This is a genomic window from Bacillus salipaludis, from assembly GCF_004358205.1.
The window spans coordinates 25,634-46,678 of sequence record NZ_SMYO01000026.1 but is presented as its reverse complement, the minus strand read 5'-3'; the positions used below and the strand labels follow the sequence as shown (position 1 = coordinate 46,678).

At 36.7% G+C, this 21,045-nt stretch carries 19 protein-coding genes and 2 pseudogenes; 16 read left to right on the top strand and 5 right to left on the bottom strand.

Annotation, left to right across the window (positions count from 1 at the left end):
• Positions 1-343 precede the first annotated feature (343 nt).
• The 6 genes from E2K98_RS27475 to E2K98_RS27450 all read left to right on the top strand — a co-directional run bounded on the left by E2K98_RS27475 (position 344) and on the right by E2K98_RS27450 (position 4,660).
• Entirely contained in the window at positions 344-646 is a 303-nt protein-coding gene (locus tag E2K98_RS27475) for a DUF3784 domain-containing protein (protein ID WP_133339811.1), read from the top strand.
• A gap of 152 nt (positions 647-798) precedes the next feature.
• Positions 799-1,353 carry a cysteine hydrolase family protein gene (locus E2K98_RS27470; RefSeq protein ID WP_133339809.1) on the top strand — a complete coding sequence of 185 codons (555 nt, stop codon included), beginning with the start codon at positions 799-801 and terminating at the stop codon, positions 1,351-1,353.
• 142 nt (positions 1,354-1,495) lie between these two features.
• Positions 1,496-1,828, top strand: a complete 333-nt coding sequence (locus tag E2K98_RS27465; protein ID WP_133339807.1) for a cupin domain-containing protein — start codon at positions 1,496-1,498, stop codon at positions 1,826-1,828.
• Positions 1,829-2,198: 370 nt separating this feature from the next.
• Positions 2,199-2,690 (top strand): YxiF family protein, encoded by a 492-nt coding sequence (locus E2K98_RS27460; protein ID WP_133339805.1) that lies wholly within the window; start codon positions 2,199-2,201, stop codon positions 2,688-2,690.
• A 191-nt stretch (positions 2,691-2,881) separates the two neighbouring features.
• On the top strand, positions 2,882-3,454 hold the full coding sequence (locus E2K98_RS27455; protein ID WP_133339804.1) for a suppressor of fused domain protein: 573 nt from the start codon (positions 2,882-2,884) through the stop codon (positions 3,452-3,454).
• A gap of 336 nt (positions 3,455-3,790) precedes the next feature.
• Complete coding sequence (locus E2K98_RS27450) at positions 3,791-4,660, top strand: AraC family transcriptional regulator (RefSeq protein WP_133339802.1); 870 nt, start codon at positions 3,791-3,793, stop codon at positions 4,658-4,660.
• Between the two features lie 323 nt (positions 4,661-4,983).
• Here E2K98_RS27450 and E2K98_RS27445 read toward each other — a convergent pair whose 3' ends face one another.
• Entirely contained in the window at positions 4,984-5,988 is a 1,005-nt protein-coding gene (locus tag E2K98_RS27445) for a DUF3231 family protein (protein WP_133339800.1), read from the bottom strand.
• Positions 5,989-6,329: 341 nt separating this feature from the next.
• On the opposite strand from E2K98_RS27445, the gene E2K98_RS27440 reads away from it, so the two are divergent.
• From E2K98_RS27440 to nadE, 4 genes and pseudogenes are all read left to right on the top strand, one after another.
• On the top strand, positions 6,330-6,716 hold the full coding sequence (locus tag E2K98_RS27440; RefSeq protein WP_133339798.1) for a BlaI/MecI/CopY family transcriptional regulator: 387 nt from the start codon (positions 6,330-6,332) through the stop codon (positions 6,714-6,716).
• Positions 6,716-8,512 carry a BlaR1 family beta-lactam sensor/signal transducer gene (locus E2K98_RS27435; protein WP_133339796.1) on the top strand — a complete coding sequence of 599 codons (1,797 nt, stop codon included), beginning with the start codon at positions 6,716-6,718 and terminating at the stop codon, positions 8,510-8,512. The genes E2K98_RS27440 and E2K98_RS27435 overlap by 1 nt, the downstream gene beginning before the upstream one ends.
• Positions 8,513-9,185: 673 nt before the next feature.
• Positions 9,186-10,100, top strand: a complete 915-nt coding sequence (gene bla / locus E2K98_RS27425; protein WP_372512771.1) for a class A beta-lactamase — start codon at positions 9,186-9,188, stop codon at positions 10,098-10,100.
• Positions 10,101-10,303: 203 nt separating this feature from the next.
• Positions 10,304-10,855: pseudogene (gene nadE / locus E2K98_RS27420) on the top strand (ammonia-dependent NAD(+) synthetase); the annotation flags it as partial.
• A 516-nt stretch (positions 10,856-11,371) separates the two neighbouring features.
• On the opposite strand, the gene E2K98_RS27415 reads toward nadE, so the two are convergent.
• Positions 11,372-11,557 (bottom strand): hypothetical protein, encoded by a 186-nt coding sequence (locus E2K98_RS27415; protein ID WP_133339790.1) that lies wholly within the window; start codon positions 11,555-11,557, stop codon positions 11,372-11,374.
• 382 nt (positions 11,558-11,939) lie between these two features.
• On the opposite strand from E2K98_RS27415, the gene E2K98_RS27410 reads away from it, so the two are divergent.
• The 3 genes from E2K98_RS27410 (at position 11,940) to E2K98_RS27405 (ending at position 14,220) form a co-directional block, all read left to right on the top strand.
• On the top strand, positions 11,940-13,574 hold the full coding sequence (locus tag E2K98_RS27410; protein WP_133339788.1) for a S53 family peptidase: 1,635 nt from the start codon (positions 11,940-11,942) through the stop codon (positions 13,572-13,574).
• Between the two features lie 211 nt (positions 13,575-13,785).
• Positions 13,786-13,923, top strand: a complete 138-nt coding sequence (locus E2K98_RS31300) for a hypothetical protein (protein WP_165976406.1) — start codon at positions 13,786-13,788, stop codon at positions 13,921-13,923.
• 63 nt (positions 13,924-13,986) lie between these two features.
• Complete coding sequence (locus tag E2K98_RS27405) at positions 13,987-14,220, top strand: hypothetical protein (RefSeq protein ID WP_133339786.1); 234 nt, start codon at positions 13,987-13,989, stop codon at positions 14,218-14,220.
• 685 nt (positions 14,221-14,905) lie between these two features.
• Here the strand turns inward: E2K98_RS27405 and speB are convergent.
• Both speB and E2K98_RS27390 read right to left on the bottom strand, forming a co-directional pair.
• Positions 14,906-15,801, bottom strand: a pseudogene (gene speB / locus E2K98_RS27395) (agmatinase).
• Between the two features lie 503 nt (positions 15,802-16,304).
• Positions 16,305-17,585, bottom strand: coding sequence for an MFS transporter (locus E2K98_RS27390; protein WP_133339784.1), 1,281 nt, complete (start codon positions 17,583-17,585; stop codon positions 16,305-16,307).
• A 225-nt stretch (positions 17,586-17,810) separates the two neighbouring features.
• Here E2K98_RS27390 and E2K98_RS27385 point away from each other — a divergent pair, with 225 nt between their 5' ends.
• Together E2K98_RS27385 and E2K98_RS31295 are read left to right on the top strand one after the other, a co-directional pair.
• The gene (locus tag E2K98_RS27385) at positions 17,811-18,599 is read left to right on the top strand and encodes a DeoR/GlpR family DNA-binding transcription regulator (RefSeq protein WP_133339821.1); all 789 of its coding nucleotides are present in this window, start codon (positions 17,811-17,813) and stop codon (positions 18,597-18,599) included.
• Between the two features lie 104 nt (positions 18,600-18,703).
• Entirely contained in the window at positions 18,704-18,856 is a 153-nt protein-coding gene (locus E2K98_RS31295; RefSeq protein ID WP_165976405.1) for a hypothetical protein, read from the top strand.
• 30 nt (positions 18,857-18,886) lie between these two features.
• Here the strand turns inward: E2K98_RS31295 and E2K98_RS27375 are convergent, their stop codons facing one another.
• Positions 18,887-19,552 carry a helix-turn-helix transcriptional regulator gene (locus E2K98_RS27375; RefSeq protein WP_133339782.1) on the bottom strand — a complete coding sequence of 222 codons (666 nt, stop codon included), beginning with the start codon at positions 19,550-19,552 and terminating at the stop codon, positions 18,887-18,889.
• 165 nt (positions 19,553-19,717) lie between these two features.
• On the opposite strand from E2K98_RS27375, the gene E2K98_RS27370 reads away from it, so the two are divergent.
• Complete coding sequence (locus tag E2K98_RS27370; RefSeq protein WP_133339780.1) at positions 19,718-21,001, top strand: MFS transporter; 1,284 nt, start codon at positions 19,718-19,720, stop codon at positions 20,999-21,001.
• Positions 21,002-21,045: the final 44 nt, after the last annotated feature.

Sequence of the window (21,045 nt, the reverse complement as noted above, 5' to 3'; positions counted from 1 at the left end):
ATTATACAAGTAGGGGGTGGACAGTTTACTTGACGGGTTCAAGACCCACGGGTGCTACGTCCTCCCCCGACTACCGATATAATAAAACCAATTAAAAAAAGGTCAACCAGAAAAATCTGGCTAACCTTATATTACGAACGGGTGCAAGAGTTGTAGATCAAGCTGTCATTGTGGCAGCTTTTTCTTATTGCACTAAAGGGGCAGTTTAGTTGAACAATCGCCATTAGCTTTTTTTCAACAATCGGGCCATTATGTGGAGTAAAAGTCGAAAGGGACTGGACAATTATGGTAAAATATAAGAATATAGGAGCCCCCAAAAATACCTTTAATGTGAGGTGTGATAATGAATTTATTAACCAGTTTCTGTATAGCTGCCGTCTTCTTAATTATTTCTTATTTAATTTGGAAAAAGAAAATGCTTTTTCTTATTATCGGATATAGTGACAATAATTTTTTTGGCGATAAGGACAAATTGGCAAAAAGAGTCGGTATCATTACTGCTATAATTGGTGTCTTATCTCTATTTTTTCCTATTTTGATAACGATATTTGGTTCTTTTGTAATATATGTTTATGTAGGTGTTGTAGTTTTTTTAGCTGTTTTAGGCTCCCTTTTTCATACCCTTCCTTATTTTCAGATTAAGTGATAAGAAGATTCTTTTTCCAGAAAAGGGCGCATTTCTAGAATAAGAAATGCGCTCTTCTTAATGAATTGGGCCATTTAGTTCAAGAAGGAATTTTATTTACAAAGTGTTATCTGTATATTAGAATGTAATGCATTAAATCTTGGAGGAAAAAAATGGGTGAAATTGCTTTAATTATTATAGATGTACAAAAAGCATTTGATGATAAAAAATGGGGAGAACGAAATAATCTAAACGCAGAAAAAAATATTAGCAATATATTAAAGTTTTGGAGAGAAAAAAATTGGAGAGTTATTTACATACAGCATATGTCTGATACCCCTTCTTCGGTTTTTTACCCTAAGAATGAGGGATTTGAATTTAAAGAAATGGTTAAACCTATTAATGGAGAAGTAATTATAACTAAGAAAGTAAATAGTAGTTTTATTGGTACTAATTTAGAAGAGTATTTAAGAGAAAATCAAATATCAACAGTAGTTATAACTGGTTTAACTACACCTCATTGTGTATCTACAACCACTCGAATGAGCGGAAATTTAGGTTTCAAAACTTACCTGATTTCAGATGCAACTGCAGCCTTTGGTATGAAGGACCAAAATAACACTTATTATAATGCTGAAACTATCCATAATGTATCTTTAGCTACATTACATAATGAATTTGCTACGGTACTTACAACAGAGAAATTAATTAATAAATTTAGTAACTAAACGTCTTAAACGAGGGCATTACTTCAATAATGGGGAATGCCGTTTTCTTATTCAAGTAAAGGGCAGAATTGTTGAAGAGTTAATTCCAAATGGTTGTCGAATTTAGTATTATTAAGAATTAAATTTCTAAAGGGGAAAAAGCATGAAAATAGGTCAATTAGAAGTTTTTAATCTTCATAAATTAATCCAAGACAAAACTGAATATACAAATTTTATCGTAAGTGAAGTTAATGATCACGCACTTAGAATAGCCGTTATAAATGGGGAATTTCATTGGCATAAGCACGAGGATTGTGATGAATTATTTTATGTATTAGAAGGTGAACTATTTATAGACTTAGAAAACAATGAAACAGTATCATTAAAACCAGGTGAAATATTTACTGTTCCTGCTAATACAATGCATCGAACTAGTTCAAATGAACGAACAGTTAACTTATGTTTTGAAAAGTCCAGTACTAATATTAACGGATAGCTAACTGCAAATACTACGTATTTATTTCATTAACGGGTCAAGAGCAAAAAATCAGCTGCCATTTTTTCGATGCTTTTTTATTGAAGTCAATACAGAAGTTATAAAGTGTACTGATGGTGCAAATATTTTAATTCCCTTATTCAACAATCGGGCGCTTTTCTTTAGTAAGAAGGCGTCTTTTTTATATGCTCTTACACAAAACATTGTGAAGATTTTCACTTAAACTATAGGGTGCAAGAGTTAAATAAGATTGGGCTGCTGCGGTAGCCTTTTTTGCTTGTTCCACTAACGGGCAGGATAGTTGAAGAAGCAACCTTGTTTTTTGTTAAAATAAAATCAATAAATATGTTCGTTAGAGGGGAATGCTTTAATGGATATAAACGAACGCAAGGAAAAGATTAAGTTACTTCAAATGAAGAGTAAAAGAAATAATATAATTAAAGATATGAAAACTAAAGAAATTCATTTAAATCTTGATTCATTTATTGAACCTCAATATTCCTATGATTTACTTAGAAAATTATTTAACAAAATAGATAACCTTGGTGAAAATAAAGAGGAATCTAAGTTTGAACATAGCACCTATAAAGCTGTAAATCAGCTAAGAATACTATGTAAGAAAATTCCTAAACAGCTTCAAGAGAACCAAGTTATTTTGTTTCATTTAAATTATCTTGATACAGGTGCAATTATTTTAAGTTTAGAAGACATCTTTAGAGATATTAATTGGATAGTTAATTTTAGTGGATATTCAAATGGTGAATTTGATTTTGTCGTTGTTGAACCGACATTTAATTTTGGAATTTGTATTGAAGGGTTTGAATATTGGGATATCCTTACTATATGGGGTTTGTTCAAATAATGGTGGCAAAAGTTGTAAAAGGAGTTGCTTTGGCGACAACTCCTTTCTTATTGAACAAACGGGGCAGGTTACTTAAAGAAGGATTATTTTACTGAGACGGTACTGGTGCGAACTTATTTGTTTTTTTACCTGACGGTTAGATAGTCGTTGATGATAAAATTGATGAAACAAAAAGTATTGGGGATATTTTAATGAGTGTATCAGAAGAAAACAAAATACTTGCACAAACAGCTGTTAAAGCATTTGAAGGAAAGCCTAATGTTTTTAAATATTATGATGATAACCATAAGAGTTCAGTCGATATTCTTTCTTGTGAAGACAAAAATTTTGAAAGTATCTTATCTTATTCTACGCTTGGTTTATCCGATTTTTCTATTGGCTACGAGGGAAACAGGTTACCTTTAAGGGTTGAATTGGTGGGGGCAAGTGATTTTGAATGCTTCCCCAATATTTTAGCAACTTGTGCATTCAATATTATTAATTCTAAATTTGAATGTTCATTTGGAACGATTTTTAAGAACGTAATTGATATGTATCTGCCTGATAGTCCTATGAAACATATTTTATTTTTATCTCCTTTTCTTTGGGAAGATACGTTGAAAACAATAAAGTTCAAGAAAAAACAAGTGGCTTGGTTAATGGCAATTCCAATTTCGGAAGAAGAAAAACAATTTGCGGATAATAACGGGATGAAGGCTTTAGAACAGCTATTTGAAGAATATCAAATAAATGTATTTGATTTGGAAAGGACTTCAGTAATATAAATCTTATTGTGCTTATGATAAAGATGGGGATGACTGTTGACGGTCCCTTTTCTTATTCGACTAACGGGGCAGTTTACTTCAAGAAGGTTTCGCCATTTTTTATTAAACAATCTTTTCAGATTAGCATAGAAGGAAAACACTTCATATATGGAGAAGTAATTATAAATGGCTGCATTGGCAGCCTTTTTTGTATTTTTCAGAGAAAAGTCTTGTATTAAAATAAAAAATTATTATAAGTTAAACCATTTTGTATAAATAAAAAACAGTCTAATAAAAGCATATAATGACAGGTTTTATTTACATTTAATTATTATTATTTAACTAAGGAGGAGCTATATGGAGTGGATTGAATCTTTACAAAAGGCAATAGATTTTATGGAAGAACACTTATTAGAGGAGATTTCAATTGGAGATATAGCAAAGGAGGCCAAAGCATCTGTTTTTCATTTTCAACGAACTTTTACGATTTTAACTGATATTTCAGTTGGTGAATATTTACGACGAAGACGTTTAACCTTAGCTGCACAGGAACTTTCTAATACAAATAACAAAATCATTGATATTGCCTTCAAATATGGCTATGAAACTCCTGAAGCATTTTCAAAAGCATTTCGCAGGCAGCACGGGATAACACCCAGAGAAGCACGGTCTAATAAAGGAATCCTTAATTCTTATAACCGCCTGGTAATCCAGGTGAGTCTGAAAGGGGCAGAGCCGATGAAGTATAAAATTGTGGAAAGAGAAAGTTTTCAGGTAGTGGGTGTAAAAAAAGAGTTTTCTACCTTGAATGATGACAACATAAAAGGAATACCTAAAATGTGGGGTGAAGTCCATAAAGACGGAACAAATGAATTATTATTTAAGATAAACAACGGAAAAATAGAGGGTATCCTTGGTGTGTGTGTTACTAAAAAGGAGTACCAAGGTGACCAATTAATTGATTATTGGATAGCTACGGAATACGTAGGTGAAACACCTGACGGTTTAGAAATCCTTGACATTCCATCTTCCAAGTGGGCAGTTTTTGAGGTCCACGGGCCAATGCCAGATGCTATGCCTAGAGTCTGGAAGCAGATTTATCAAGAGTGGTTTCCATCTAATGCGTATGAGCACGCTGGAACCCCTGAATTAGAAGTGTATTCAGATGAAGACCCTTCAAGTGAGGACTTATATTCTGAGATATGGATTCCTTTAAAGCAAAGGTAAATTAAATGTCCAATAATAGGTGAATAATAAAGGGTTGCCAAGGCACCTTTCTTGTAAAATTCGCGGTAAATACTGAGTAGATTCAGGTATGGAAAGTTACGAAGAATCAACGGATTTAAAGCGAGAAGATAAGTGTTTGTGAAGTATTTCACTTAAACTATAGGGTGCAAGAGTTAAAGATTGGGATGGCTGAGGCGATCCTTTTTTCTTGTGGCACTAAAAGGGCAGGGAGTTGAAGAAGGAAATAACTACTTTATATTGAAATTATCCCTTAAATTAAAAAGTTAATTAAAGATATACCCCTCACTAATGAAGGGTATATCTTATTTATCTTGTGCAAGTTCTTTTCTATTGGGAGCAAGTGGTGGCTGTTCTAACCACTTGTTTTTCACCATAATATCGAACCAGTTTTTTGTCAATGCTAATGTTTTTAGAATTGATTTTTCATAAACTACAGCTAGGTCTGTTCGCATGGCTGATGCTAGACCTGTCCCGTAATATACTTGTGCAGTTTGAGCCAAGAAACCCATATGATACAACATTAATTTATCTGAAAAAGGAGAGTCTTTTGACGTTGTAACCTCTGATTCCCACGACATTGGTATTGGCAAATTATCCTTGTGCATAATTTTTGACAGGGCTTGTATGTTTTCATCTGCCTTTTTTTCTAATTCCTCAAAAAACTTTCTTATTTCTTCCGATTCAGTGACTTGACTGAATCCGATTGAAAGAGTTTTTGCCATAATGCTCTTTTTAATGTTAAGAGAAATACTGATTATTTCTGTAGCAGATAATACTCTCCCTTTTCCGAAGAATCCATCAGTAAAATCTTTGGTAGATATAAATTCAGGGCTTTCGTTAGGATAAAAATAGGGGTCTCTTTGGAATTTTCCTTTTTTAAGCAATAACTCAATGGTTAAATCGTACATACTTTTTGCATCATTATCACATGAATTGTAAAATTCCCGTAGGTCCTTTCTGACAGAAACACTAAAAGCAGTTGTATGACCCAACAAACCATGTATAGTCATAATATGTAAATAATTTAAGCAGAATGTGTCAGAAAACAATCTCTTTGCACCTTTATTAAGGTCGGACTCAGTAAATCCAATAGGAACTGGAAATCCCTCTTTCTCAATGAAGGAAACAAGATTCTTCTTTTGCTTTTCCCATGTCTCAATGGCAATTTCAAAAACTTTTTTTATTGATTCGTCTTCCAAAATAGAAATCATATACCTATTTACTATCTCGGTCATAGTTCCGTTAACATACTCCCCCCATAGTGTTCCTATTTCGGAAGATGTAAGTTTTAAATTATCATTTTCCATTTGTTCTCACCTCTTCCGTATTTTTTACTGACACAGAAATAGATATGCGTTTCCTTGAACTTAAACCTTTTAGATGATAATAGTTGAGAAGTTTCTTGTTGAACTAACGGGTGCAAGAGTTGAAGATCTGCTGCCATTTTTGGTGGCTTTTTCTTTTTCAGCTAACGGAGCAGCTTAGTGAAAGAAGGAAGTGGGCAATCTCTGCGGTGAATGGTATCAAAATATATCCTCAGCATGCAAAGGGGATTATTTACCATAGGCTAAAGTCACGGCAATTTCTTTATGTTTTTGGACCCTCTTGCTATAATAAATACTACAGTTGTAAAAGTAGGAGGGCTATCATGAAAGATATTCCACAAATATCAGAAGCAGAATATGAAGTGATGAAGGTTATATGGAACTTTGAGCCAATTTCGACTCCTGAGGTAGTGGAGAAATTATCGAATAAGAGTGATTGGAAGCCAAATACCATCCACACCATGCTGGCGCGCCTAGTTAAGAAAAGGGCTTTACACGCAAGAAAAGATGGCCGAGTGTTTATTTATTCTTCACTGGTTGAAAAGCACGAATATGTTGAGCAAAAAAGTAAATCCTTTCTGCAGCAGTTTTTCGGCGGCACGTTAAATTCAATGATATTAAATTTTATTGAAAATGATAAGTTATCTAATGAAGATATTTCGGAATTAAAGAAAATATTATCCATGAGAGACAAGAAAGGGGAAAAATAATGGATACCATGTTGCTGCGGATTTTAGTTAGTACAATCGTGGTATCCCTCCTTATTGTCATCATTCTGTTAATCAAAAAGCTATTAAACAATCATATGACGGTGAAAGCACATTATCATATTTGGTATTTTCTTTGCATTCCAATCCTTGCTACCTTTATACCTTGGAATTATTTTCGCCTTGGAGAAGGAACGCGCTATTTTAAAAGCTTACTTTTTTTTCATAGAGACGCGCCATCGAAGAGTGAAAGAATTAATGGAGTGGATGCCTCTCAGGCGCCAAACAGCGATTTATTACATGATTTCACGGTATCGGTAAACAAGTCAACGCCCGATTTCGTCTACCATACATTTTTTACAGTTTGGGTCATTGGAGTGGTTCTTTTTGTTGGGACTGCTGTTTATTCAAACTATCAAATCTATCAGATGAAAAAGTCAGCTGCGGCTGTTCATAACCAAAAGTTAAATGAACTATTAGAAGCGTGCAAAGAGTTGGTTGGGGTGAAAAGAAACATAAGGCTGCAGGAGACCTCTCTTATTACCTCGCCTATCACGGTGGGGATTTTTCAACCCTATATTTTTTTACCAAGCAAAACGGGAGAAGCATTCTCGTTAAATGAATTAAAGTACGTGTTTTTGCACGAGCTGCACCATCATAAAAGCAAGGATCTGTTCGTGAATTACGTCATGTGGTTGTTTCGTATTATTTATTGGTTTAACCCGTTCGTTTGGTATGCCTTAAAAAGGATTCGATTCGATCGGGAATTAGCCTGTGATGCTTCCGTTTTAGATCTCTTGGATGAGATCGGATATATCGAATATGGGCATACCATCATTCGGTTTGCAGATAAAAAATATGATCGTACCCTTGAACATTTTGCTCCAGGTATAGGTGGCACAAAAAAACAAATCACACAAAGAATCCAGTGCATTGCAAGCTTCTCTAGTGATTCTCTATTATTGAAATGGAAAAGCAAGGTCATCTTCGCTGTTTTAGGAATTGTTGTGCTATTGCTTGCTCCAATCACTACCGTTATTGCCAGCCCAGATAATGTGTATCGATTTAGCGGCAATAATACGGTCTATGAAAATCTAAGCTCCTATTTTAAGGGCTACAAGGGAAGCTTTGTTTTATATGATCCCTCTAAAAACCAATATCAAATTTATAATCGAGAGATGAGTAAACAGAGGATTTCTCCTGATAGTACCTATAAAATATATTCTGCCTTATTTGCATTGGAATCCAATGTGATTTCCGCGAATAACAATGAACAGGTTTGGGACGGGAAAATTTATCCCTATTCAGAATGGAATCAAAATCAAAATTTAGCGACTGCCTTAAGCCGTTCAGTTAATTGGTATTTCCAAAATACCGATCGGGAGGTAGGGAGAAAGCAGCTGCAAGATTATTTTCACAAAATAAAATACGGGAATGAGGATCTTTCAGGGAATTTGGATAGTTACTGGATGGAATCTTCCTTAAAAATATCACCCATTGAACAAGTCCAATTATTATCCCAATTAGTAGAAAATCAATGGGATTTTAAAGCGGAAAATATCAAAGCGGTAAAAAAGGCAATTTTAATCGATGTCCAAAAGAATGGACGGTTGTATGGTAAAACGGGAACCGGCATGATTAATGGAAAGAATGTAAATGGCTGGTTTGTTGGCTTTGTCGATAAAGGTGATGAAAGTTTTTATTTTGCCATTAATATTCAAAATATGAATGGACAGGCTCTAGGAAGCAAGGCAGCGGAGATTGCCAAGCAGATCCTGCATCATAAAAAGATATATTAATAATTAACCCCAGAAAGGATTACCCCACCTTTTTGGGACTTTTTTGGACCAAATACTACGATTGTAATATTTTAATGACCTTGTACACAAACTTCCCAATATGAAAGGGCTGATGCGTTTTGAAATCTTTCTTTTGCTGGTTATGCTCCATTCAATGATCCCGAGATTGCCATTGCCGTTATTGTACCAAATGCCTACCGTGATGGTTATGCTCAGCCACACAGTGCAGCTAATATCATCAGCCAGCGGGTTTTTCGGGCATATTTTGACCTTAATGAAAAAGGACAGCTAACTATAAAATGATATTGACATCTTTTTATTACACGTGTAGTATTACATGCGTAACCAAATACTACATATGTAGTACTTTGTGTGTAATCTAATCTTACACATGTTTCAAATTGAAGAAAGGAGGAAATTCTCCCCCAGCATTTCGGGGCAGAATAAGGTTATGAAAATGATATTGAAGATGGTTAAATAAGCTGCTAACGGAATAAATTTTTCGTTGCATAAATAATGGAATTGAATCTGAGTGTAATACACAATTTTTAGAATCTGTTGGTTAATAGCCGATCGGTGTTAATTAAAACATAATGATTAAACCCGCTTATTCTATTTTCAGGACATCTAATTTTAATAGAAAGAGGTTAAGATCTTGAGGAAAACAAATGATATTTTCAGCAAAAATAATTTTATATTTGCCCTGCTTTTGCTAGTGGTTGCAATTGTACCCCTCACCGGTTGGTCGATGAGCACCCATAACCTTTCTGACAAGTCCGAAAAGGCAGTCACAAAAACACCAGCGCACCAAACACACCGTGAGTTTGCAGAACTCGAGAACAAATATGATGCCCGGGTCGGAGTCTACGCTATTGATACAGGTACAAATAGGAAAGTCTCCTATCGATCTCAAGAGCGGTTCGCTTTTGCATCTACTTACAAAGCTCTAGCCGCAGGTGCATTGCTGCAGCATTACTCAATTGGTCAACTCGACGAGCTAGTCACATACAATAGCGAGGACATAGTTCCATATTCACCCATCACACAGCTTCACATAGATACCGGGATGACTCTTCGGGAAGTTATTGAGGCTGCTGTTCGACATAGCGACAACACCGCAGGGAACCTTTTATTAGAGAAACTGGGAGGCCCTGAGGGATTTGAAACAGCATTGAGGAAGATTGGAGATAACGTTACCCAAGTTGATCGGTACGAGACGGATTTGAACTCAGCTGTTCCAGGAGATACACGTGACACAAGCACACCAAAAGCGCTTGCTACGAGCCTCAAGGCTTTCGCAGTTAGCGACTTGCTCCCTGCTGAAAAACGTAAGATCCTGACAGATTGGATGCGGGGAAATACCACTGGAAATGCATTGATTCGTGCTGGCGCACCAACAGGTTGGGAAGTCGATGATAAGAGCGGGGCAGGAAGCTATGGAACGCGGAATGACATTGCGATTGTTTGGCCGCCGAATAGAGCTCCCATTGTCATCGCAGTTCTATCTAGCCGCGATACACAGAATGCCACCTATGACAATACGCTTATTGCAGAAGCTGCCAAGGTCGCACTTAACGCTCTGAAGTGAAGAGATAAATAAATTTACTCATCATTAATTCTCGATTGCATCAGTGAACAGGCTTATCATCAGTCATCATATACAATCATTAGAAAGGTTAGTATGTGATGACTGATATTTTTGCTTTACAATAATAGAAATATGACATCATTTAAGCAAGGGCTGTATACTCTCTTTTGCCCCCTTTTACTCTTTAGAGAAGGATTTATCATGATGCACAAATAGCGTTGAAATATATCCAACCAGATGAAATCCTGACATACAATATTTTTTCACCAGTAGAAGAATTCGCAAAAAAATATGTAGAAATGGAAGGCGAGCCGTTGTCCGATTTTAACAAAGGGAATGTGAAGGCACGGATGCGCATGATCGCTCAATATGCAATATGCGGAATGCACGGTTTATTAGTGATTGGCACGGATCACGCTGCAAAAGCGGTTACAGGTTTCTTCACGAAATTCGGTGACGGCGGAGCCGATATCCTCCCTTTAAGCGGTTTGACAAAGCGTCAAGGAAAAGCACTTTTGAAAGAATTAAAAGCTCCAGAAAAGCTGTATTTGAAAAAACCGACGGCAGACCTTTTGGATGGTACGCCTCAGCAAGAAGACGAAACGGAACTAGACATCACTTATGAAGAATTGGATGATTATCTGGAAGGAAAGAGCGTTTCAAAAGGGATAGAGGAGAAAATCGAGAATCGATATCTCGCTACCGAACACAAACGAAGACTCCCAGTGTCGATGTTTGATACTTGGTGGAAATGAATAAAAAGCAAATTGTAGTGGATATTATGAGCACTAATCCAAAATCATCATAATCTCAAAAACAAGGAAACAATCGAAGAACAGGACTCTTTATCTGCTTCTTTCAAAATACGATAAAAAATTTGTACAAATAAATCTTTATTCTTGTAACGAAGTTTGTAATCTTTACTTTAAAGCTACGATTTTAAAAGCAGATATATTGATTTAAATTAGACAATTCGGTTCCTTGAATATGCAGTCTTTAGGGGTAAACCAACATCTATTCATTTGAAGCTGTAAATTTAGTAGAATCAAAAGCAATAAAAAACTCTAGCCATGATTCGGTTAGAGTTTTCTTTATAGCTCCTTCTTTTTTACTCTTTAATATCAAAATATTTATTAATATATATGGCTAAGTATATTTCGATTTTACTATATATAATGTTATATATTGCATTAATAAACAACATATATAATATCATGTATTTATTTATGATATATATACAATACCTGCAATTTTCCAAGAGCCGAAAACCTTTAATACGTTGGCTCCTCGCCCAAACCCAGCCAACGGTAGCCCGTCAGTCCTTTCAACGTAACCGTTCCGTTGACCGGAATCCCGTTGAGATAATTAAAAAGCCGAAGTGGAATTGCAATCAATATAACAATGCCAGTCAATATGATTCTGAGAGCAAGAAGCAATTGCTTACATAGATTAATCATTGCCGTCGCTACCTTGAAAAAAAGGGGTATGCAATATCAAGGAAAAACATTAAATGGATTGTAATTCAAAAAGTCCAGACTAGAACATTCGTTTGGGTATTTCTACATGGTTCCATTCTACGGTAAACCCACTATAATCCTTTATCAATTGCAGAAATTCCTGTCCTTCTTCCCCCTCTAAACACTAAAAAGAAGATGAAGGGAGGTGCTAGTAATAGAACATGGATATTAACAAATTCAGTGCTGACACGGCTGCGGGCCACATTCAGCGAAACTTCAATATGACTCTACACCATTTATATAAAAAGTAAACTTTCGTACCTTACATGGAATGTTTTAACATCTTATAATAATACTCAAACAAAGCTAAGGAGGATGAAACATGGAACAAGATAATCACTTGCTTAACAGCCAGGAGCCTTACGTAAAGATTCCCGGAAGTGAGCGAAAACCGTTACCCTATGCCGTAAAATCAACTCCCATCCATCCTGATGAAGAAATATCTGCAACCTTGCTTATCCGCCGTCCGCCAGTTACCAGTTTCTTAGAAAAGAAAAGCACTTCTCCGTTAACACCGATACAGCATCTTAGCCATGAACAATTTATGGCGACTCATGGTGCTGACCAAGAGGATTTAAACAAAGTTGAAAAATTCGCTGCAAACAATGGACTTACCATTAAAGAAGTGAATGCTGCCGCTGGGACTGTATTGATTGCCGGGCCTGCGTCAGCCTTTAATAAAGCCTTTAAAGTACAGCTTGCCATCTACGAACATCAAAACTTTACTTATCGGGGCCGTACCGGGCCGGTCCATATCCCACAAGATCTCTCCGATATTGTCGAAGCGGTTATTGGATTGGACAACCGTCCGCAGCTGCGGCCGCATTTTCGTATTTTGGAGGAAAAGAGTGAACCACATAGAAATCAAGTAGCTACAAAATCCTTTACTCCTGATCAAATAGCAAGCCTTTATCATTTTCCACAGAATATTGATGTCAGTAACCAATGTATTGCGATTATTGAATTAGGCGGAGGCTATCACCCCGATGAAATGAAACAATATTTTTCATCCCTCGGAGTAGCCCAAGCCGTCTTAACCGACGTGACAGTGAGTGAAGCAGCCAATCAGCCGACGGGAGATCCAAACGGTCCGGATGGTGAAGTGGCATTGGACATTGAGGTAGCAGGAGCGGTTGCCCCCGGCGTGAAAATTGCTGTTTACTTTGCGCCCAACACAGATGCAGGTTTCCTTAATGCCATTACAACGGCGATTCACGATACGGTAAATAAGCCTTCTGTTATTTCGATTAGCTGGGGTGCACCGGAAAATCAATGGACAAGCCAGGCAATGCAAGCGATGGACCGCGCCTTTCAGGATGCCGCTGCTCTCGGTGTCACCATCTGTTGTGCCGCTGGTGACCGCGGTTCATCCGATGGTGTGACCGATGGGACTGTTCATGTAGATTTCCCTGCTTCCAGCCCTCATGTTCTTGGATGCGGAGGAACAAAGCTTTTTGGCTCTGGACAAACTATTACACGAGAGGTTGTGTGGAATGAAGGACCTGACAGCAGTACTGGAGGAGGAGTAAGTGACGTATTTACTCTGCCTTCCTGGCAGACAGCTGCTCATGTCCCTCCTTCGGCAGACCCTCAAACCAATAATGGCCGTGGGGTACCTGACGTTGCCGGAGACGCTGATCCAGCTACTGGTTATCAGGTTCTTGTTGACGGGCAGCAAGCTGTGTTTGGAGGAACAAGTGCAGTGGCTCCACTTTGGGCCGGGTTGATCGCATTAATTAATCAGCAGCTCGGCCATCCGGTAGGGTTTTTGAATCCAACCCTATATAATCTACCGGCCAGCAGTAAAGCGTTTCATGATATTAAAACCGGAAATAATATATCCAGTAATGAACGGGACGCCTATAAGGCAAAAAAAGGATGGGATCCTGTGTCTGGGCTGGGAAGCCCAAACGGAATAAACTTGCTTAATGCACTTATGGGTTTGCAAAGTCCCTAAACAACTATGTTTAAGAAGAAGGCCATGTCCTAGACATGGCCTTTACTTGCAGGTACACAAGTACGTTGAATGGACGCCACCTTTTTTGAAAATTTATATTAAATGAACCCTTGGGCACAGTATACAGTTCTGACTAAGCGGGACATAAAATCTTCGTTATTGCTACATACTATATTTATCAAAATATTTTAATGAATTGAGGTTTTTGAAAGTGGATGAAATGAGAACAACTAATCAAGTGGAAGAAGTAAATAAACACCTTAAAGAAATTCCTAAGGAAGTCGAAGCAAGAAGCATTGAAAATCAGCCTCAAACTGGTAAAAACGAGAAAGCCATCGAGCCTTTTTAAGCAAATAAGACCTGTAGGAAAACCGGAGGTCTGATCTGGTATGGAGAACAATAGAAACAGAGTATGGGAAATTTCCTATACTCTGCTTTTATTTTATGGAATTGTTTGCTTTCCTATAAATCCATTAATGATAAAATCACCACAGAACTTCAAATGTCCGATGCAGTGGTCAATAAAGATTTATTACGGTTCTATACACCAAAAGGATTTAAACCGATTGATCTTAATAATTACCAATCTCTAGGTCCTAGTGGAATTACGAAACAACCTAAGGTTCAAACAACTGGGGCTGAATAGCAGTCACAAGAGAGAAATAAGCCAAATGATATAAAACCAATCGGAAAAGAAATCGTATTTATTATAGAGCCCATCTTGAAAAATGATGGGCTCTTTTCTTGGGTAAGATGTTTAAGGGAGCGAAGGATGGTACGCTGTTAGAATACAGATAATTTATGTTGAAATCTTTCAAAAGAGTGGAATGTTATTTTTTATCTTATTTAGGCGGAGGCGCATGTAAATGAAATGGTCTGAAGCACGTAAGCATATTCCAGAACGTTGTGTCTTAGTAGGAGCATTAAAATCAGTAACAATAGGTAAATAAAGAGTCATTGGAAAAGTGTCGTTTATCGATGACTTTGAAAACGGCAATGGAGTATGGAAAGTATATAAAAAACTCCATTCAGTAAACTGCGTTTTCAATGTATGCTCTGAGAAGGCATCAAATACCTTATCTTAGATAATAAGGGCTTGAGAACGCCCTATTGTGTGTGGTATTCGCCTTCAAGGCTACTAACCGTTGTGAATTTGATGATGGAAAGGCTCGTTATCAAGACAAATACTTCAGTATAGATAACCGAATTTTGTTGGCGGTACCCCGTTAACCAATGTCTAATCCAAGGGTTTAACATTATTAAATAAAGAACAAAAAGAAGAAACACACTGAAATCTCAGTGTGCTTCTTTAAAAATGGAGTCTTTATGATCTAAATATCCTTATCCCTTTCCTTATTTTCGGTATTTTCCCCGTATTTCTTTGTTTTTACGCAGATGATGACCCCAGAATCCGTTATGAGCTTTCTGGCAGCAAACACCGCAAGCGAAGAATTATCCAATTTCGGCGATATTTCTACCACATCAAATCCAATGATCGGCAGTTCAAACAAATCGTACAATAAGTCAAGGAGTTCACGGCTATCTAACCCGCCAAATTGAGGAGTTCCGGTACCCGGGGCATAAGCGGGTCAAGCGAATCGATATCAATAGTAATATAAATATTCTCAAAACGGGCCATTTTTTCCTTAATGGTTTCTAGTGCTTTGTCAACACCATCATGGCGAACTTCTAAGGCTTTAATAATGTTCATCTTATTTTGCTGAATAAATTGAAGTTCTTCCGATTCCACCGAACGGATTCCAACAAAAAAGATACTCTCCGTATCCGGGACATTTTCTAATTCTAACGCACGGCGTTCAGTAGAACCATGGGACAAATGATCTCCTCCCATTTCGTTGCACAAATCAAAGTGGGCATCAATATGAATAATTCCAAAAGGCTTATTCAAGGCTCGGTTAATCCCTCGCATAACCGGTATGGTAGTTGAATGATCTCCTCTTATCATGGTTAACATCTTTCCTGCTTTTATGATAGAAAAGGCTGTTTCTTCAGCTTGTTGAAACATTTTTTCACGGTTTTCACCATTGATATCACCGACTTCTAGAATACGTAGTGAGGAGAGATCTTCCCATCTTTCCGTTGTCGGAGGAATGGTATATGTGATTTCGCGGACGGCCCGGGGACCTTCTTTTGCTCCAGATCGGAAGCTGAGGCCTCCGTCATAGGGAATCCCATAAAAAACAACATCGGCATCATCGAAATTCATATCAGGTCGATTCAGTCCGGCCCAGATTGCAAGAAATAGGTGTTAAAAAGACCACTTTTTATAAGTTAGTTAAGGAGTACGAAAGAGAAGCGAAAAGTATCAGTATATATATAGAAGAAACTCGTCAAAATAATCTTTTTTAGCAAAAGCAAAGGCCTTTTCAAATCAAGGAATTCAACAAACTGGCCAGATTGTAATGGCGTTTGGGAAAAAGATGTGGGTTGGATGGAAAGCGTGGCCATCAGTGGTATCAATCGTAGGATGGGGCAAATATTAGGGTAGGAGCTAAAAGGCTCTTTTTATTTTGTCTTTTTTAGTATATTACAACAAAAAAACACTCTTAAGAGTGTTTTAACGAAGCTTTAGCTTTAAAGATATTAAAAAGGTATCCCAAAAATGATATGCCTTATCGTGACTAAAGTGTTCAAGGAAAAAATTAAGCCATTAGCATAAATTCTTCCACGAACTGAAATGCGGTTTGCTGGTGGTACCCCAATATATGTTTATTTGGCTTGCTCTTTTTTGATAATACCGAGTATGTAGCTACTCAAGAGGAAACCTGCAGCTGCAAATGCAGCCATGATTAGGAAAATAGTTTTGTATCCGGATAAACCAGGCATATTGTCTAGAATGCTACCATACACGGTGTAGAGGAATGCTCCAGGCAAATAGCCGATAAATGCGCCTAAAGACATTGCAGAGCCAGTAATTTCACGGGGTACATTTATCTCTTCCATAGGTGCAAAGAATACCGCACGCATACTGAATACACAAGCGCCAATGCTAAGAGTCGAAACTACACCAACATATACATTGATACTTCTGTGTGGCAGAAAAGCAAACACGACCAGTGCCACACCTGTAATCACAAAAACAATGCGCATGAACCTAGTTGGAGAATGTAGTACCTTATCTGTAATAAGGCCACCTATTGGACCGCCAAGCATTTTAAGACCGTATTGGTTGATAATCCCATAAGCTCCAATAAGTACGACAGGAAGTGCATAGACTTCTTTTAGGAAAGGAATGAAATAAGTAAGACCACAGTATACACTGTAAACTGAAAATACGTTGAATGCCACTAGCCAAATGTTCTTATTCCTCAGTGCACGCATCATGCCACCAAGAGCAATTTTGTTCTTGCCAATCTTTTCACCTTTTGCGTTAGTATCGGAGATTACATCTGGCTCTAATAAAATATAAGAAATTAAACCTATGACAAATGGAACAGCAGAGTAGAAAAGGATAGCAGCCTTTAAGCCTGATTCATTGCTTCCAAAAGCGGCAAAAACGCCCAGAGCGCCAAAGGCAGTAATGGTATCTATGAGTCCGCGTCCGCCTTCCAGAATACCGAACATACGCCCCTGTTCATACTCGTTTCCAAGAAGACGTACTGATTTTAGCATTGTTGGCCAGAACAACATATCAGCACACACAGCCAACAAACAGTAGATAACAAGGAACATACTATAACTAGGAAAAGTAGACAATGTCAAGCCTAGCAATCCTGTACCTACTAGAGAAAGTGGAATCATAATTTTTTTTGAAATCCGGTCGGTAAGATAAATAGACGCTAAAAAGCCAAAAGTGGAAATGAGGCCAGCAACGCTCATTGCAACGCCGATTTGTGTGTTGGAAAGTCCCATAAATTCCTGCATGGGCACATAGAAAGCATCTTTCAAGGCACCCAACTTGTAAATAGTGCCTGCCCCCAACATTAAAGTACCAAAGGAAAGCCATTTTACAGAACTTTTCTTTTCCAAATTCGTCTCAACCACAGCCATAGACTCACTCTCCATTTAATAATTTTTGCAGCAATATTACTTGACCACATTATATATGCGTTTGTGTGTTAATTCAAGTCTTTTTGTGTTTTTTTGTGTGTTTATGTGTTAATGTGTGTATATTTTTGTGTTTTTGGGTGAATAAAATTGAGTTATCATGTTATCCTGTGGTATTATAAGATACGAAGTCAACTTCTATTTACCAAAATGAAAGATGGTGCAAGTATGCTGGTAGAACAACGATATCGCGAAATACTCAATTTGATGAAAGAAACCGGCAGTATCAAAACTTCTACACTTAAAGAAAAACTTGATGTGTCTTCTGAAACAATAAGGCGAGATCTTGAAAACATGGAATCTCAAGGACTTTTGCAGCGTACACATGGAGGGGCCATACTTTTGGAGCAGGATTCAAGAGACAGTATAATAAGCAGTAACATATATGAACCTTTCCACCAACGTGGGGAGCAAAACATAAAAAGCAAAATAGAGGTTGCAGAGTTGGCAGCTCAGTATATTAAAGAGGGGCAGTCTGTAGCGCTCGACTCCGGCACTACTTCATACCAATTAGCAAGAGTAATAAAGAGAAAATTCCATTCATTGACTATTGTTACAAACTCCTTGGCTATAGCTAACGAGCTATCCGATGCCCATGGAATTACATTAGTTCTTACAGGCGGTATATTCAAACCGGATGAAGCTGCTTTTACATCAGATATCGCAACTTTAATTTTCGCAAAGCTAAGAATCAACACATTTTTCCTTACTACTTGTGGCATTTCCGTTGAACATGGTGTCACCTACCAACGTGTGGATGAGATTGAAGTACAAGGGAAAATGATGGAGTGCTCCGATAAAACAATTGTAATAGCTGACAGCAGTAAGTTAGGTGTTAATTCACTTATAAAAATGTGCGATGTAAACAGAATTAGCCAAATTATAACGGATTCTTATGCCACAGAGCTACAGATGGGCCCCTTTGAAGATGCACATATTCCAATTGTACGTCCATGACAAATTAATCTAAAAGAACTGGGATCTATGTGTCATAGCATCCCAGTTCTTTTAGTATCCATTGACGCATTGAAACCTAAATTTGTTTTTGAGCAGGTAAAGTCATGACCACAGTTCAACGGGTGGTTATAAATAATTGTGCAAAATTCTCTTGCATCCCACCGATAATGGCAAATGCGATTGGAAGCCCTAGCATTCCTCCCTGTACAGCTGATTGTGGGTTACCGCCGCTTGCGACCTTTATGCTTGCGGAATAATGTTACCAATACTTTGTTTCAGAACCAAAATTATTTTTTAATCTTTGCTAAATATCGATAAACACTTGGTTCTGACATCCCGATTCTTTTAGCAACTTCAGTAATTCCACCTTTAAGTAGAAAAACACCTTTTTCATTTAACTCAGAAATAATTTTATTCTTTTGTCGAGGACTCAATTCATTTATATCGGTATTATAATTTTCTAATACTTCTTCAATCAGTGAATTCATTAATTCTTCAAGATTTTGCCCAAGAGTTTCATCTTGTTTTGTAGATGGGCTATTAGATAGGTCAATAAATTTAGTTAATTCATTTAAGTGAATTAACTCATCTATCTTATTTCGAATATCCAATAAAGGAGATACTAAAATATTAATACACAATATCCCAATTAAATTACTTTGTGAGTCTTTTATAAAAAAAGTAGAAGATCGACAAACCCTTCCGTCACTGGTTATCGATTTATAATTTGTAACGTGGTCCTCCGTTAAGTACCTTTTACTTTTTAGTATTTTTAAAGCCATATCTGTTAGGGGGCCACCTAGGCAGCGTCCACTCAAGTTACCAGATAAAGCAATAATGGAAGAATCCGGTTTATTAATATCATGAAGAATAACTTCACAATTAGGTCCAGTGATTTCATAAATAAATTTCACCATTGGTTTATATTTCTCTAAAGTTTCTTTGTTTGGCATCTTAATAATAGTCCTTTCAAATTAAAATGTGTATTTTAATTTTGTAAATATTGCGTCTTGTCTTTTGTCTCATTTAACAGTATACTATATCCTAAGTGATAATAAATTATTATTATTGATAATTTTTTATTATTATGTAAGCGTTTTTAAATTTATTTGGGGGTGATGTTTATAGAAGTAGCAAAGACGCAGGTTAAAAAATGGTTTACCTTATGTATTTTAATTTTGGGTGGAGGAACAATATATAAATTATCATCCTTAAAAGATGCTTTTTACATTCCAATGCAAAAATATTTTCACCTTTCACATACGCAAATAGGTTTTGCAATATCTGTATATGCTATTGTACAAGCAATTGGTTATGCATCCTCCATTTACATCGCTGGTAGGTTTTCTAAAAGGACGTTAATTCCGATTGGATTGGTTGGCGTGGGTGTAACTGGGATTTATTTATCTACTTTTCCTGGTTATTATGGAATTTTAGCTTCTTGGGGAGTAATGGCTTTATTTACAGAGACTGCTTTTTGGCCTGTGTTGATAAAATCCGTTAAATTACTTGGAGAGTCCGATCAACAAGGCAGGATGTTTGGATTTCTTGAAGCTGGCCGAGGTATTGTAGATACAATCGTTGCATTTTCTGCCTTAGGTATATTTATATGTTTAGGGTCTAAGTCATTAGGTTTCAGAGCTGCAATTTTATTTTTTGCCTTGATTATAATTATTGTCGGTATTATAAGTTATTTCTTTTTAGAGGACGATATAATTCTTCAAACATTTGATAAGGGTGGAGAAGAAATTAGTAAAAATAAAGTAGCTTTGAAAGGTGCGATTCAAGCAATTAAAAATCCCATTCTGTGGTTTGCCTCATTTACAATATTTTGCGTTTATACGGTTTACGCAGGTTTAACTTACTTTATTCCGTTTCTGAAAGAAGTTTATGGGATGCCGGTAGCATTAGTTGGTGTATACGGAATCATAAATCAATACGGATTAAAAATAATAGGAGGTCCCATCGGTGGATTCTTAGCGGATAAAAAATTTAAATCGGCGACAAAATACCTTAGATTTGCTTTTCTCTTATCCATTATTGCAATGGCAATTTTTATTATGCTTCCACATGGAAAAATGAATATTTATATAGGAGTGATAACAACACTTGGCTTTGGAGCGATTGTATTTACTCAACGGGCTGTGTTTTTTGCCCCATTAGATGAAATTGATATTCCGAAAGAAATAAGCGGTGCTGCCGCTTCAGTAGCTTGTTTAGTTGGTTATGCTCCTCAAATTTTCGCCTTTACCATGTATGGTTATATTCTGGATCACAAACCTGGAATTGCCGGATATAGATATGTATTTTTGATAATGATTGCTTTTGCAGGTATGGGTTTTATTATTAGTAACCATTTGGTTAAAATTGTAAACAAGAAAAAACACAATATCCAAAATTAGGATAATAGTCAAATGAATTCTTAATTTTTTATTACTAGAAAAAT

Bases quoted from the DNA above. Each gene is read 5' to 3' on its own strand.
- E2K98_RS27370 (WP_133339780.1), top strand. From the start codon at position 19,718: ATGTTTATAGAAGTAGCAAAGACGCAGGTTAAAAAATGGTTTACCTTA.
- E2K98_RS27415 (WP_133339790.1), bottom strand. From the start codon at position 11,557: ATGATTAATCTATGTAAGCAATTGCTTCTTGCTCTCAGAATCATATTG.
- E2K98_RS27470 (WP_133339809.1), top strand. From the start codon at position 799: ATGGGTGAAATTGCTTTAATTATTATAGATGTACAAAAAGCATTTGAT.
- E2K98_RS27465 (WP_133339807.1), top strand. From the start codon at position 1,496: ATGAAAATAGGTCAATTAGAAGTTTTTAATCTTCATAAATTAATCCAA.
- E2K98_RS27445 (WP_133339800.1), bottom strand. From the start codon at position 5,988: ATGGAAAATGATAATTTAAAACTTACATCTTCCGAAATAGGAACACTA.
- E2K98_RS27385 (WP_133339821.1), top strand. From the start codon at position 17,811: ATGCTGGTAGAACAACGATATCGCGAAATACTCAATTTGATGAAAGAA.
- E2K98_RS27455 (WP_133339804.1), top strand. From the start codon at position 2,882: ATGAGTGTATCAGAAGAAAACAAAATACTTGCACAAACAGCTGTTAAA.
- E2K98_RS27405 (WP_133339786.1), top strand. From the start codon at position 13,987: ATGGGAAATTTCCTATACTCTGCTTTTATTTTATGGAATTGTTTGCTT.
- E2K98_RS27410 (WP_133339788.1), top strand. From the start codon at position 11,940: ATGGAACAAGATAATCACTTGCTTAACAGCCAGGAGCCTTACGTAAAG.
- E2K98_RS31295 (WP_165976405.1), top strand. From the start codon at position 18,704: ATGACCACAGTTCAACGGGTGGTTATAAATAATTGTGCAAAATTCTCT.
- E2K98_RS27450 (WP_133339802.1), top strand. From the start codon at position 3,791: ATGGAGTGGATTGAATCTTTACAAAAGGCAATAGATTTTATGGAAGAA.
- E2K98_RS27435 (WP_133339796.1), top strand. From the start codon at position 6,716: ATGGATACCATGTTGCTGCGGATTTTAGTTAGTACAATCGTGGTATCC.
- E2K98_RS27475 (WP_133339811.1), top strand. From the start codon at position 344: ATGAATTTATTAACCAGTTTCTGTATAGCTGCCGTCTTCTTAATTATT.
- E2K98_RS27390 (WP_133339784.1), bottom strand. From the start codon at position 17,585: ATGGCTGTGGTTGAGACGAATTTGGAAAAGAAAAGTTCTGTAAAATGG.
- E2K98_RS27460 (WP_133339805.1), top strand. From the start codon at position 2,199: ATGGATATAAACGAACGCAAGGAAAAGATTAAGTTACTTCAAATGAAG.
- E2K98_RS27375 (WP_133339782.1), bottom strand. From the start codon at position 19,552: ATGCCAAACAAAGAAACTTTAGAGAAATATAAACCAATGGTGAAATTT.
- E2K98_RS27440 (WP_133339798.1), top strand. From the start codon at position 6,330: ATGAAAGATATTCCACAAATATCAGAAGCAGAATATGAAGTGATGAAG.